Genomic DNA, 13,295 nt, shown 5'->3' with positions numbered 1-13,295 from the left:
ATAAAGTCAAGAAAAATAATACATCGCGTCCAGCGCCGCCGCGCCGAGGTCGATATGTGTCGGAATTATGCCGTAAAGCCCCGATTCAGAGTCTAAAAATACAGCGTTTTGCGGCGGAAACGGAGTGAAGCTGAAATACACCGCCCAAAATAAAAAGAGTAAAAATACCGAAGGAGCAAAAAGGTTTTGAACATTAAATTTTGAGCGGTAAAGAGCAAAAGAGAGTACAAATGCAAGCGCCGTGCATAACGCGGCGATAAAAATGCTCTGATTTTCCGCGCCGAAAATCAGGCTCAGTCCTATGTAGGACAATCCCAGAAAGTACAGAGAGATTGTCTTGCACGAGGTGAAGCGGCGCATATGCGGCGATACGCTCATCAGCTCGATAAGCGACCAGAACAGGTACGGCAAAAGCAGGATTTTGCAGTTTTCCCATATGCTTTTGTTGACGCTTCCGAACATTACACCGACGAGGTTTCCGCCGCACAGCGTGTACAATTTCGACATAAACAGGCGGCAAATCAAGACAAAAATTATGCCTGCCGCCTCGAGCAAAACGAATAGTATTTCTGCTTTTTTTATTGCCCTCACTCCCCGTAACCATTGTTACAAAAATGTATTATTTTTCAGCGGAATTAAAACCGCCAATTAAAATTCTTTGTCTGAAAATATACTTCTTGTATATTTCTTTTTATACAATAAAATGTTGAAAACTATGTTGAAAGTGTTAATCAGGCGCGTGATTTGCCCTCAGAATATCCTGATATTTACACATCAAAAACTATATGTGGGTTTTTTAATGTTTTCCACATAGATTTCCACATAAATTCAACTGTGTTTTCAAATACAAATAGTAATATTTGCTTGTCAACGGCAATTTTTCGACTTAATTATTACAAAAACAAAATAACAAACAATATTTCACCACTCTGCTCAGAAAAAGAACAGGTTTACGGTGACTACGCTCATTGCCGCAGCGGTCAAATCCGCCGCGATTGCGGCGAGCAGAGTGTGCCGGATATTCTTGATTTTTACACAGCCGTAGTACATAGCCGTGGCGTAAAAGGTTGTCTCGCTCGAGCCTGCCAACACGCTTGCAACCCTGCCCGGAAAGCTGTCGGGACCGTAGTCGCTGAACACCTGAACGAGCAGCGCTGTTGAGCCGCTGCCCGACACCGGACGGAGCAAAGCCATAGGCGCGAGCTCGGCAGGAAAGCCGAAGAAATCCGTGACGGGCTTGATGAAATTGCAAATCACCTCGACCGCTCCGCTCGATTTGAGAAGTCCTACGGCAAACACAAGCCCCAAAACCGACGGCGCGATTGCGTAAAGCGTTGCGAAGCCCTCCTTTGCGCCTGCGATGAATTCGTCGAAAACCGCCACCCTTTTAATCAGTCCGAACACGATTATCGCCGCGGCGAAAACCGGCATTACGAGTTCCAAAACATCACCTTATTCTCTTTGAAAATTTATTGCCCGACAGCGCAATTATCAGCGCGACGGCAAGCGCGCAGCCCGAGCTCAGCCACACGGGTACGATAATTTCAAACGGTGCATTACTTCCGTAGCTTTGGCGCAGAGAGCCGAGCATTGTCGGCAAAAGCTGCATTGAGGCGGTGTTCATCACCACAAAAATCACCATCTCGTCGCCGGCGGTATCGCTGCCGCCGTTCTGCTTTTGGAGCTCCGCCATCGCCTTTAGCCCAAGCGGGGTAGCGGTGTTGCCCAGCCCCAACAGATTTGCCGTGAGGTTCATCGTTATGTACTTAAACGCCTCGCCGTTCCTGTCAAGGCGGGGAAAGAGCGGTCTTAAAATCGGTGAAAAAATTTTGGCGAAAAGCTCGGTAAGTCCGCTTTTTGAAGCGATGCGCATTATCCCCGACCAAAGGCAGATTACGCCTGCGAGAGTGATAATCAACTCCACCGCCGAGGCGGCGCTGTCGATAAACGCGGATGACAATCCTGTGCTATTTCCCAGACAAATTGAGCAAATAATGCTCAATACGACAATAAAACTCCATACTATGTTTAACATAAGCACCTCATTTGTCGAAAAAAGTAAAATGTAGTCAAAAATAATAAAAAAATAAAATCTTTTCGTATATAATTGACAAATATGCAGAAATATGTTATTATAAAAAAAATAATAACTTGCGATATTTCCATTCTGTCAATCGCAAATATTTAAAATTATTATTTAACGGAAAGGGTGATTGTATGAGTTTTACTTATTACAGAGAAATCGACAGACTTGGACGCGTTGTAGTTCCGATGGACATCAGAAAAAGTCTATCCATCAACGCGGGAGACGTGCTGAAAATCAGCGCTGACGACAGCAAAATCATCCTTCAAAAGGCAGAGGACAAGTGCGTTTTCTGCAACGGCACGGACGATTTGCGCGAATTTGAGGGCAAGTTTGTATGCTCCGAATGTAGGGCAAAGCTGAGCCGTTAATTAATTATATAGAAAAACGGGTAAAAATATGAGGCTTTACATCGCTGATATTAACTGCGTTAAACCCGGTGACATCAATAAGATTTCGCCCGAACGCCGCAAAAAGGCGGAACGCTACCGCTTTGAGGACGACAAAAAGCGCTGTATTCTCGGCGGACTTTTGACGCGCCGTTTTTTGGGCGATACCGGGATTTACCTGAACAAAAGCGGCAAGCCGCTGGCTGAAAACGGCGTGTGCTTTAATATTTCGCATAGTGGCGGCTATGTTCTGTTTGCCGTGGATGACAAACCAATCGGCTGTGACATCGAAAAGCCGAAGGTTGTTCCGTACGAGAGAATGGGCAAGGTCGTCTTTTGCGAAAACGAGATGGACAAAATAAAAAACTCCCCCGACAAACAAGGAGAGTTTTTTGCGCTCTGGACAAAAAAAGAAGCCCTGCTAAAGTGCATGGGCGAGGGCTTTCACCGCCCGGCAAAGAGCGTTGACGTGAGCGGTGAGGAATTTTCCGAAAACGGTGTGACCTACAGGCTGAAAACCTATATTTTTTCGGACTATGTAATCTCGGTCTGCACCGAAGGAGAGGACTTTGCCGAGGAAATTGAATTTATTGAACCGTAAATTAATGCCCCGAGTTTTCGGGGCATTGTTTTATTGATTTGCAACCACGGCGAAAAACACCAAGTCACCGTCGCAGTCGTTTATCATACTGTGAGTATGCCCCTTTGGGCAGTAGTGGCACATTCCGGCTTCGACAGGCTGCTTTTCGCCGTCGTAGAGCATATATCCCCTGCCGCTTAGGAAGTAGATTATCTCGCTGTTAACATCGTGCGTATGCTCACCGATTGTCGCACCGGGCACAAGCGTGCCGTGAAGAATACGGTTAACGCCGTCAAAGTGCATTTTCGCGATAAGGTACTTCTCCCCTCCCTTAAAGTTCGGGAGAATTTCGGGCTTTTCGTTTTTCAAATCAAAAATCATCTTCGTCACCTCGCTGTACTTCACGTTTATTTTACCATATTCGACATCATCTTTCAAACAAAAATTGTAATTGCCTCTAAATCGAAAAAAACTCGGATTATCCACTTGTTTTTTCAGTATTTATCTATTATAATAAGGAACAGAGTTTAATATAACTTATCAAGAGCGGCTGAGGGACAGGCCCTTTGAAGCCCGGCAACCTGCATTATGCAAGGTGCTAAATCCTGCGGTAATTTACCGGAAGATGAGTATTTTGACGCGCCTTTCGGTTGAGGGCGCTTTTTATTTTGCAAATTTATGGAGTGATTTTTATGGCAAGAAGATTATTTACATCGGAGTCCGTAACCGAGGGACATCCCGACAAGGTTTGCGACTGCGTTTCAGACGCGGTGCTCGACAGCATTTTGGCACAGGACAAGAACGCTCACGTTGCGTGCGAGACCGCCGCTACAACAGGACTTGTTCATATTATGGGTGAAATTTCCGCCAACGCCGACGTTGACATTGAGGCGGTTGCGAGAAAGGTTATCAAAGATATTGGCTACGACAATCCCGAGGTGGGCTTTGACGGCAACACCTGCAAGGTTATTGTGTCGCTCGACAAGCAGTCGCCCGACATCGCGATGGGCGTTAACGAGAGCTTTGAGCACAAGGACGGCGAGACCGACGAGGACAACCTTATCGGCGCAGGCGACCAGGGTATGATGTTCGGCTTTGCAACCGACGAAACTCCCGAGCTTATGCCGCTTCCGATTTCGCTTGCCCACAAGCTTTCAAAAAGACTTACCGAGGTCAGAAAAAACGGCACTCTCACCTACCTCCGTCCCGACGGAAAAACCCAGGTTACCGTTGAGTACGACGGCGACAAGGCGGTTAGGATTGACACGGTTGTTGTTTCCACTCAGCACGACGAGGACGTTACACTTGAGCAAATCAGGGCTGACATTATCGAAAACGTTATCAAGCCCGTTATCCCCGAAAGTCTGCTTGACGATAATACAAAGATTTTTGTTAACCCCACAGGCAGGTTCGTTATCGGCGGCCCTGTCGGTGACGCAGGACTTACCGGCAGAAAGATTATCGTAGACACCTACGGCGGCTACGCGCGTCACGGCGGCGGAGCGTTCAGCGGCAAGGATCCGACAAAGGTTGACCGCAGCGCGGCTTACTATGCGAGATATATCGCGAAAAACATCGTTGCCGCAGGGCTTGCGAAAAAGGCTGAGGTTCAGCTTGCCTACGCCATCGGCGTTGCAAAGCCCGTGTCGATTATGGTTGACAGCTTCGGCACTTCAAAATACACCGACGAACAGCTCGAAAAGGCGGTTGAAAAGGTGTTTGACTGCCGCCCGAATTCAATCATCAGACAGCTTAAGCTGACCGAGACAAAGTACCTGCCCGTCGCGGCTTACGGTCATATCGGCCGAGAGGACTTAAACGTCCGCTGGGAGGACACCGATAAGACCGAGGAGCTGCTCAGAGCAATCAAATAAATTAATTTTTAAAACTATACAGGGTTTGGAAATCACAAAATTCCAAACCCTGTTCTTCATTTAGGAAGCCGAAATATTACTCGTCTGCTCCGCGCCGAGCCCGAATGAGATTGAAATCGCGTTGTCCACGGCGTTCATCGCGCTTTGGTCAATCGCGCCCATCTTCTCCTTTAATCTTCGCTTGTCGATTGTCCGCACCTGCTCGAGCAGCACCACGCTGTCCCTCGCAAGTCCGGAAGTTCCGCTGTTAATCGGTATATGAGTGGGCAGATTTGCCTTTGACTGGCGGCTGGTAATCGCCGCCGCAATCACGGTTGGGCTGAAGCGGTTGCCGACGTTGTTTTGCACGATAAGTACAGGACGGATTCCTCCCTGCTCCGAGCCCACCACCGGACTTAAATCTGCGTAGTAAATGTCACCACGGCGTATATTCAATGCTTTTCACGCTCCAAAAATTATTCTACTTATATTTTTGACCTTCCGCCAAAATATATTCAGCTTTATACATAATATTTTCGGGCGCGAAATTTGTTACTTAGCCGTTCTTTGTAATCTCTGTGAATTCTATTTCAAGCTCGTTTTCCGCGGTGATTTTGGTGATTAAGCCGTTTTCGTCGAGGAAAACCTCATAATTAACGCCGTCCTTTTCGAGCGCGTATTTGCCGTTTTGCGGAGCATATTCGCCTTCGCCGTTCACCTCGCTGTTGAGCGCCGAAAGCGCGTTTTTAATCATGCGCGGAAAGCTTTTTTCGGGAAGATATCCCTCGTCCGCGGTGCAGATTAAGTCCTCGCGCCTAAGCTCGGTTTCGCCGTTTTTATAAGAGATATTCACGCCGCCGAGGGTTTCGGGAGAATCAAGCGCAACGCTGAGCAGTCCGTGCCTGTCGGCTATTATTGTTCCGCTGAGGTTCATCTCGCGATACACCGCCGTAAAATCCGCGGAAAAATCCGTCACGGCGGTCTTGCCCGAGCCGCTGCCGCAGCCGCACAAAACCGCTGTAAAAATAAAAAAGACACATAACGCGCAAATAACCTTCCTTGCCATACGGCACCTCCGTTTTTGTACATTATATGTCTGAATTATTAAAATATTATAGTCCTGAGCTCTTAAACGCCTGCGCAATACAGTCAATAATATCGCTTGGCAGCATAGAGATTTTGCCGAGCTTTTCCGCTGCGAAATCGCCTGCCAAGCCGTGAAGATACACCGCAGCCGCGGCGCAGTCAAAGGCGCTTTTGCCCTGAGCGAGCAAGCCTGCCGTCATTCCTGCGAGGACATCTCCGCTGCCGCCTGTCGCCATTCCGCTGTTGCCGGTTGTGTTGAGCAGCGCCTGTCCGTTCGGAGAAGCGATAATCGTTCCCGAGCCCTTTAGCACGGTGATAACGCCGTATTTTTTCGCAAAACTCAAAGCAACGTCTACACGGTCGGCGTTTACCTCTTTTGCGGTAATTCCGCACAGTCTGCCCATCTCGCCGGGGTGGGGAGTTATGATAATATCCGATTTGCGCTTTTTGAGAATTCCGGGGTTATCCGCGATACAGTTAAGCGCGTCGGCGTCGAGTACCATCGGCGCTGTGCAGTTTTCGACAAAGCTTTTTACCAAAGCCTTAGTGTCGTCGCAGACAGACAGTCCGCAGCCGAGCAAAACGGCTGTGGATTTTTTCGCCTCAAGGAGCAAACTCGGAATATTAGTACGGCTGATTTTGCCGTCCGAGGTTTCGCTGAGCGGCAAAAATACGCTCTCCAAAATACTCCCTGCGGCTATTGGGTAAATGCTCTTTGGTATTGCGAGCTTTTCAAGCCCCACGCCGCAGCGCAGCGCGGATTTTCCTGCGAGGATTGCTGCGCCTGCCATACCAAAGCTTCCGCAAATGCTAAGCAAAGTGCCCATTGTGCCCTTGTTGGCGTTGTCGGGGCGGTTCGGCACAGCGCGTTTTACGATGTTTTTATCCGTTCTCTCCATAGCTTAAACCGTTTTGTTGTAGAAAACCTTGAGCATAAGGCTCTTTTCAAGCTTGGGCTTCATACCCTCCAAAATCTGCTCGTTGGGGTTGAAAACCAGCAGGCACTTTCCGTACGCAGGGTCATTGAACACCGCGTAGTAGTTTTCGCCGTGGGAGTTTTCGTCACGAGCCGCCATATAGGTCTTAAAAACCTTTACTTTGTTGATTTTTTCCTCGTCCTTTGTCAGCTCGGTAATCTCGTTGATCGGCACGCGGCACATCTTTTTCCTTTTGCGAAGCGCGATAACCTTTGAGATATCGAGGTCGTTGCCTGCGACCGAGTACTCAAACTCGACCTTTTGACAGCTGAATACGTACCAGACAACGTAAATTCCGCCGAGAAATACAAATCCGCCGACAATCATAATGTACTGGATTTTGGTGGCAATCGCCAGCGCGGCGGCGATAAACGGAACTGAAATTAAAATCAGCACGGCAATGATTTTGATTACCAGCTGCTTTGTTCCGTTCTTTCTTTTAACAACCTGTTCGTTAAAGCCTTCCATATGCAAGCTCCTTTGTTTACTTTAATCTCTTTACCATAATATCATAAGATTGCGCTTTTTTCAAGAGAAAACGCCGCCGTGTTAAGCGGCAGCGTTTGATTTAGACTTGTTTCGTTTTACAATGAGCATAATAACCGCGAAAACAAACAGAATTATGCTTATCCACTGCGATGTGGACAGTCCGAACAAAAATCCGCGGTAGGTGTCGCCCCTGAAAAATTCGTCGATGAAGCGCACAACGGGATAGATGAGCATATACACGTAAATCAGCTTATCGCGCATAATGTCCTTTTTGAAAAGGTAGAGAATGAACAGGAAAATCAGCAGATTTATTCCTGCCTCGACAAGCTGAATCGGAAAGCGGTTGACGTCGTTAATCGAGGGGTTCAGCGTGTTGCCGTGGACGGTAAAGCCAATTTCGGACTCAACTCCGAAGCAGCAGCCGCCGAGGAAACAGCCGATTCTGCCGAACACGTGGAAAAGCGGAGTGATAACCGCGTAGATATCAAGAAAATTGTCCTTGTTGAGCTTTTTATTGATAAAACGGCAGTATATTAAAATTCCTATCACGCCGCCGATAAAGCCGCCGTAAAAGACCATTCCGCCCAAGCTCTCGCCCAGCAGGGCAATGAGCTGTTCAAAGCTCAGCTTACCCAAATTCGTGAATATTATCGCGAGCTTGTCCAAATTTGTAATGCCGTAGACAATGTGCGCAAAAATGAACAGCGATATCGCGAGGACAATCATGACAAGAGCAAAGTCTTCCCACATAATTTTGAATTTTTTTATCAGATTAAGCCCGACAGCAACGCACAACGCCGCGCCGAGTACCGTCATTACGCCGTACATTCCGACTGTAAATCCGAAAATCTCAAATGAAGGGAACATAAAAATCCTCTCCTAAAACAATACAGCCAGCCATAGGGCTGACTGTAGATTGTTTGTTTTAAGTTCTCTTATTTAGCTGCTGAAGCAGCGCTGTTGAGAGCACTGCTGAGCTGGCTTGCAAGCTTAGGATCCTTAGCAACTTCGCTTGCCATGCAAGCGCCGCAAACTGTGCAGGTGAAGAAACCGATTGCAGCAAGTGCAAGACCGATGATTGAAAGTACCAGACCAACTGTGGGAACAGGTGATGTCTGACCTGCCTCTTTGAAGCTCTTCTTAGAAAGAATTGCAAGAACAAGACCTACGATACCGCAAATAAGTGAGAAAATGTTAAATACGGGAATGTAGAATGTTACGATAGCAATAGCACCGAGAACAATAGCAACAATGCCGAGAGCCTTATTACCCTGTTTTTCCATAATGAAAATCCTCCTGATAAATAATATTGTGATTGTATCCCATCACACGAATATTATAGAATAAAAAAATTTGCGTGTCAATAATTATTGAGCTTTTTGTGTAAATCATACATATATTAGTGATTTAGCACGCTAAAATGTACACTATTTTATCATTCCGCTTAAATAAAAAGTCGAAAAAAGCTGAGACCCTTAAAATTGTTACATAATTTTAACCATATTGTATCAGTTAATTAAATCTGTTTTTCCGCCGATAATTTCATCAGAAGCGGTACGGTCAAGACCGTACCCTACAACCTCAATGGATAGGTTGGCGACACGTTATATTTATATCGGAAAGCTCGTATTAATTCACACGCAGCCCCCTCAGTCAGCTAAAGCTGACAGCTCCCCCATTTTTGAACGGGGGAGGCTTTAAAGTTGATTTAAAATAAATCGGGCGGACACATGGGTCCGCCCCTACAATTAAACTCTAAACTCTAAACTCTAATGATTAAACCTCAACTTCGCCCTCAAATACCTTCTCGGCGTTACCGGTCATATAGACGGTTTCGTCGGTGTAGTTGATGATGAGGTCGCCGCCGATGAGCTTAACCTTGATGTCGTCGCCCTTCTTGCAGAAGCCGTTTTCGCAAGCCGCTACGGCAACCGCGCAGGCGCCTGTTCCACAAGCCCAGGTTTCGCCCGAGCCGCGTTCCCAAACTCTCATTTTGAGTGTTTTGTCGTTGAGCACGCCTACAAACTCGGTGTTAACCCTCTCGGGGAAGAGCTTGTTGTTCTCAAACTCAGGGCCGATTTTTTCAAGGTCGAGGTGGTCAATATCGCCGTCCATAAATACAACGCAGTGCGGATTACCCATTGAAACGCAGGTGATGTTGTACTCCTTACCGCCGATTGTTACGGCTCTGTTTACAACCTTGTCGCCGTCGAGAGCAACGGGGATGTCCTTGGGATTGAGCACAGCCTTGCCCATATCAACTCTGAGGCGTGTAACCTCGCCGTCCTGGGTGTAAGCCTTGAGCGACTTGATACCGCTGAGGGTTTCGATTGTGATTTCGTCCTTTTCCTTGATGTCAATCATACCGTGGTCGTAGAGGAACTTACCTACGCAGCGGATACCGTTGCCGCACATCTTTCCCTCGGAACCGTCGCGGTTGTACATCTTCATCTTTGCGTCGGCAACCTTTGAGGGAGCTACAAGAATAACTCCGTCAGCGCCGATGCTGAAATGACGGTCTGAAAGTCTAACCGCCAGAGCCTCGGGGTTGTTAATCCACTGCTCAAAGGTCGAGAAGTAGATGTAGTCGTTGCCGATGCCCTGCATTTTTGTAAATTTAAGCTTCTGCTTTGTCTCTCTCATATTGTTGATATCAACAAGCTCTGTGCTGTGCTGTGAAAAACGGCTCTTTAAGCAGTCCGCAAGCGCGTTTGCGGTGTCGAGCGAGGTAAGGCACGGAATGTTGCGCTCAACGGTTTTACGGCGGATTTTAACGGAATCTCTTGAGGGGATTCTGCCCTTTGCCGAGGTTGAGATTACGTAATTTACCTTGCCCGATTCAATCAGGGTGAGGGTGTTGTTAGCCTCGGACTCGTGAATCTTCTTAACGGCGATTGCGTCGATACCGTACTTTGTAAGCACCTTGGTTGTGCCCTCTGTGGCGTAAATCTTAAAGCCGAGGTCGGCGTACTTCTTGGCGATTTCACCGATTTCCGCCTTGTCGGAATCGCGGACGGTGATGAACACGCCGCCGTCCTTCTTCATCTTGTAGCCTGCGGCGATAAGTCCCTTGTAAAGCGCTTCCTCGAGCGAGCCTGCGATACCGAGAACCTCACCGGTCGACTTCATCTCAGGGCCGAGGTGGTTATCAACGTTGATAAGCTTTTCAAAGCTGAATACCGGAACCTTAACGGCGATGTACGGGCTCTTGCGGTAAAGACCTGTGCCGTAGCCCATATCGGCAAGCTTTTCACCGAACATTGCGCGCGTTGCCAGGTCAACCATCGGCACGCCCGTTACCTTGCTGATGTACGGAATTGTACGCGATGAACGCGGATTTACCTCGATTACGTACAGCTCGTCCTCATAAATGAGGTACTGGATATTTACAAGACCTTTTGTCTTAAGCTCAATAGCGAGGTTGCGCGAGCTTTCAACAATGATGTCTGTCATTTTGTCGGAAATATTCCAAGCCGGATAAACGGCGATTGAGTCGCCCGAGTGAACGCCTGCGCGCTCAACGTGCTCCATAATTCCCGGGATGAGGATGTCCTCGCCGTCGCAGATTGCGTCAACCTCAATCTCGGTACCCTGCAAATATTTGTCAATAAGAATCGGGTTTTCGATATTCTGCGCGAGGATAATCGCCATATACTCCTTAACGTCGGCGTCGTTGAAGGCGATAATCATATTCTGACCGCCGAGCACGTAGGACGGACGGAGAAGAACCGGATAGCCGATTTTGTCCGCAACGTCGAGCGCTTCCTCGGTTGTCATAACAGTAACACCTCTGGGACGCTTGATGTGGTACTTTTCAAGCAGCTCGTCAAAGCGCTCTCTGTCCTCTGCCATGTCGATAGCGTCATAGGATGTGCCGAGGATGTTAACGCCGTTGTCGCTCATAAACTTTGTCAGCTTAATCGCGGTCTGTCCGCCGAACGCTACAACTACGCCGTAGGGATTTTCGGTCTTGATAATTCCCATTACGTCCTCGTTGGTGAGGGGCTCAAAGTAAAGCCTGTCGGCGGTGTCAAAGTCGGTTGAAACCGTCTCGGGGTTGTTGTTGACGATAACAACATCGTAGCCTGCCTTTTTCAGCGCCCATACGCAGTGAACGGAAGCGTAGTCAAACTCGATACCCTGGCCGATTCTGATAGGACCTGAGCCGAATACGATAACGGTCTTTTTGCCGCTCTTGCGCTCCTCGATAAACTCCTCTGCCTCGTTCTCCTTGTCAAAGGTCGAGTAGAAGTATGGCGTTTCAGCCTCGAACTCAGCCGCGCAGGTGTCAACCATTTTATATACGGGAGTGAGCGGATTTTTGACAGTCTGTCCGCTGAACTCCTCAATTGTCTTGTCGAGGTAGCCGATTTTCTTTGCCTTGGCGTAGAGCTCGTCGGTGAGCTCCTTGGTCTTTAGCTCCTCGCCCATGTCGATGATGTTCTGGAGCTTGTATAAGAACCACTCGTCAATCATGGTGATTTCGTGGATTTTATCAACGCTTACGCCGCGCTTAAGCGCCTCATAAACGCAGAAGATACGTCTGTCGTCGCAAACGCTGAGCTGGTCAATAAGCGAAGCGTTTGAAAGCTTTGCGTACTCCTTGTCGTCGAGAGTGTTGTGCGAGATTTCTGCGCCTCTGACAGCCTTCATAATCGCCTGCTCAAAGGTCGGCGCGATAGCCATAACCTCGCCGGTAGCCTTCATCTGTGTTCCGAGTGTGCGCTTAGCGTAAACGAACTTGTCGAACGGCCACTTGGGGAACTTAACAACAACGTAGTCGATTGCAGGCTCGAAGCATGCGTAGGTTGTGCCTGTTACGGCGTTCTTAATCTCGTTGAGGGTGTAGCCGATTGCGATTTTCGCCGCAACCTTGGCGATGGGATAGCCTGTCGCCTTTGAAGCGAGCGCTGATGAACGCGATACACGCGGGTTAACCTCGATCACGGCGTACTCGAAGGTCTCGGGGTCAAGCGCGAACTGACAGTTACAGCCGCCCTCTACCTTCAGCTTAGAGATAATGCTCAGAGCCGCCGAGCGGAGCATTTGATACTCCTTGTCGGAGAGCGTAACGGTAGGCGCGATTACGATTGAGTCGCCGGTATGTACGCCGACGGGGTCGAAGTTTTCCATCGAGCAGATTGTGATTACGTTGCCCTCGCTGTCGCGCATAACCTCGAACTCGATTTCCTTCCAGCCCGAGATACACTTTTCTACAAGCACCTGGGTGATAGGTGAAAGCTCAAGTCCGTTTGAGGTGATTTCGCGGAGCTCCTCCTCGTTGTTAACGATACCGCCGCCTGTGCCGCCGAGGGTAAACGCCGGGCGGATGATAACGGGGTAGCCGATTTCGTCGGCAAACTTAACCGCGGCTTCAACGTCGTTTACGACCGTTGAGGGGATAACCGGCTGGTTGATTTCGAGCATAGCGTCCTTAAAGAGCTGTCTGTCCTCTGCCCGGTCGATAGTCTCGGGCTTTGCGCCGAGAAGCTTAACGCCGTATTTGTCGAGAAAGCCCTCCTTTGCAAGCTGCATTGAAAGGGTAAGACCGGTCTGTCCGCCGAGGGTTGACAGCAGGCTGTCGGGACGCTCCTTGCGGATAATTCTCTTGATAGTTGTAAGCGTGAGCGGCTCAATATAAACCTTGTCCGCCATCGCGTTGTCTGTCATAATTGTCGCGGGGTTGGAGTTGACGAGGATTACCTCTAAGCCCTCCTCCTTAAGCGCGCGGCACGCCTGAGTTCCGGCGTAGTCAAATTCGGCAGCCTGACCGATAACAATCGGGCCCGAGCCGATTACCATAACTCTTTTTATGTCTTTTTTAAGTGGCATATTATC

At 48.5% G+C, this 13,295-nt stretch carries 14 protein-coding genes and 1 riboswitch; of the genes, 3 read left to right on the top strand and 11 right to left on the bottom strand.

Annotated features, from left to right (window positions below; translation table 11 throughout):
- Positions 1-6: 6 nt before the first annotated feature.
- The 3 genes from AB1I50_RS08885 to AB1I50_RS08875 form a co-directional block, all read right to left on the bottom strand.
- A complete protein-coding gene (locus AB1I50_RS08885; RefSeq protein WP_407723691.1) occupies positions 7-591 on the bottom strand; it encodes a DUF6512 family protein in 585 nt (194 codons plus the stop codon).
- Between the two features lie 342 nt (positions 592-933).
- Positions 934-1,443: a nucleoside recognition domain-containing protein gene (locus AB1I50_RS08880; protein WP_407723690.1), complete on the bottom strand. Its 510-nt coding sequence runs from the start codon at positions 1,441-1,443 to the stop codon at positions 934-936.
- A gap of 4 nt (positions 1,444-1,447) precedes the next feature.
- Positions 1,448-2,035, bottom strand: a complete 588-nt coding sequence (locus tag AB1I50_RS08875) for a nucleoside recognition domain-containing protein (protein ID WP_407723689.1) — start codon at positions 2,033-2,035, stop codon at positions 1,448-1,450.
- 182 nt (positions 2,036-2,217) lie between these two features.
- Between AB1I50_RS08875 and AB1I50_RS08870 the strand changes: the two genes are divergently transcribed.
- Together AB1I50_RS08870 and AB1I50_RS08865 are read left to right on the top strand one after the other, a co-directional pair.
- The gene (locus tag AB1I50_RS08870) at positions 2,218-2,454 is read left to right on the top strand and encodes an AbrB/MazE/SpoVT family DNA-binding domain-containing protein (protein ID WP_407723688.1); all 237 of its coding nucleotides are present in this window, start codon (positions 2,218-2,220) and stop codon (positions 2,452-2,454) included.
- A gap of 28 nt (positions 2,455-2,482) precedes the next feature.
- Complete coding sequence (locus tag AB1I50_RS08865; protein WP_407723687.1) at positions 2,483-3,073, top strand: 4'-phosphopantetheinyl transferase family protein; 591 nt, start codon at positions 2,483-2,485, stop codon at positions 3,071-3,073.
- 30 nt (positions 3,074-3,103) lie between these two features.
- On the opposite strand, the gene AB1I50_RS08860 is transcribed toward AB1I50_RS08865, so the two are convergent.
- The gene (locus AB1I50_RS08860; RefSeq protein WP_407723686.1) at positions 3,104-3,490 is read right to left on the bottom strand and encodes a cupin domain-containing protein; all 387 of its coding nucleotides are present in this window, start codon (positions 3,488-3,490) and stop codon (positions 3,104-3,106) included.
- A 96-nt stretch (positions 3,491-3,586) separates the two neighbouring features.
- Positions 3,587-3,684, top strand: a riboswitch (SAM riboswitch).
- A 60-nt stretch (positions 3,685-3,744) separates the two neighbouring features.
- Between AB1I50_RS08860 and metK the strand changes: the two genes are divergently transcribed.
- Positions 3,745-4,926 carry a methionine adenosyltransferase gene (gene metK, locus AB1I50_RS08855; protein ID WP_407723685.1) on the top strand — a complete coding sequence of 394 codons (1,182 nt, stop codon included), beginning with the start codon at positions 3,745-3,747 and terminating at the stop codon, positions 4,924-4,926.
- A 60-nt stretch (positions 4,927-4,986) separates the two neighbouring features.
- On the opposite strand, the gene AB1I50_RS08850 is transcribed toward metK, so the two are convergent.
- From AB1I50_RS08850 to carB, 7 genes are all read right to left on the bottom strand, one after another.
- Positions 4,987-5,361, bottom strand: a complete 375-nt coding sequence (locus tag AB1I50_RS08850) for a type II toxin-antitoxin system PemK/MazF family toxin (RefSeq protein ID WP_407723684.1) — start codon at positions 5,359-5,361, stop codon at positions 4,987-4,989.
- A 100-nt stretch (positions 5,362-5,461) separates the two neighbouring features.
- Positions 5,462-5,971, bottom strand: coding sequence for a hypothetical protein (locus AB1I50_RS08845; protein WP_407723683.1), 510 nt, complete (start codon positions 5,969-5,971; stop codon positions 5,462-5,464).
- A 46-nt stretch (positions 5,972-6,017) separates the two neighbouring features.
- A complete protein-coding gene (locus AB1I50_RS08840) occupies positions 6,018-6,890 on the bottom strand; it encodes an NAD(P)H-hydrate dehydratase (RefSeq protein ID WP_407723682.1) in 873 nt (290 codons plus the stop codon).
- Positions 6,891-6,893: 3 nt separating this feature from the next.
- On the bottom strand, positions 6,894-7,436 hold the full coding sequence (locus AB1I50_RS08835; protein WP_407723681.1) for a DUF6106 family protein: 543 nt from the start codon (positions 7,434-7,436) through the stop codon (positions 6,894-6,896).
- A gap of 81 nt (positions 7,437-7,517) precedes the next feature.
- Complete coding sequence (locus AB1I50_RS08830; protein ID WP_407723680.1) at positions 7,518-8,324, bottom strand: prolipoprotein diacylglyceryl transferase; 807 nt, start codon at positions 8,322-8,324, stop codon at positions 7,518-7,520.
- A gap of 68 nt (positions 8,325-8,392) precedes the next feature.
- Entirely contained in the window at positions 8,393-8,740 is a 348-nt protein-coding gene (locus tag AB1I50_RS08825; protein WP_407723679.1) for a hypothetical protein, read from the bottom strand.
- 493 nt (positions 8,741-9,233) lie between these two features.
- Complete coding sequence (gene carB / locus AB1I50_RS08820; RefSeq protein ID WP_407723678.1) at positions 9,234-13,289, bottom strand: carbamoyl-phosphate synthase large subunit; 4,056 nt, start codon at positions 13,287-13,289, stop codon at positions 9,234-9,236.
- Positions 13,290-13,295: the final 6 nt, after the last annotated feature.

It is taken from the genome of Ruminococcus sp. NATIVEDY161 (genome assembly GCF_045819895.1).
In the GTDB taxonomy this organism is placed as follows: domain Bacteria; phylum Bacillota; class Clostridia; order Oscillospirales; family Acutalibacteraceae; genus Ruminococcoides.
Note: the sequence above shows the minus strand (reverse complement) of the source record. Positions and strands in the feature narration are given on the sequence as shown.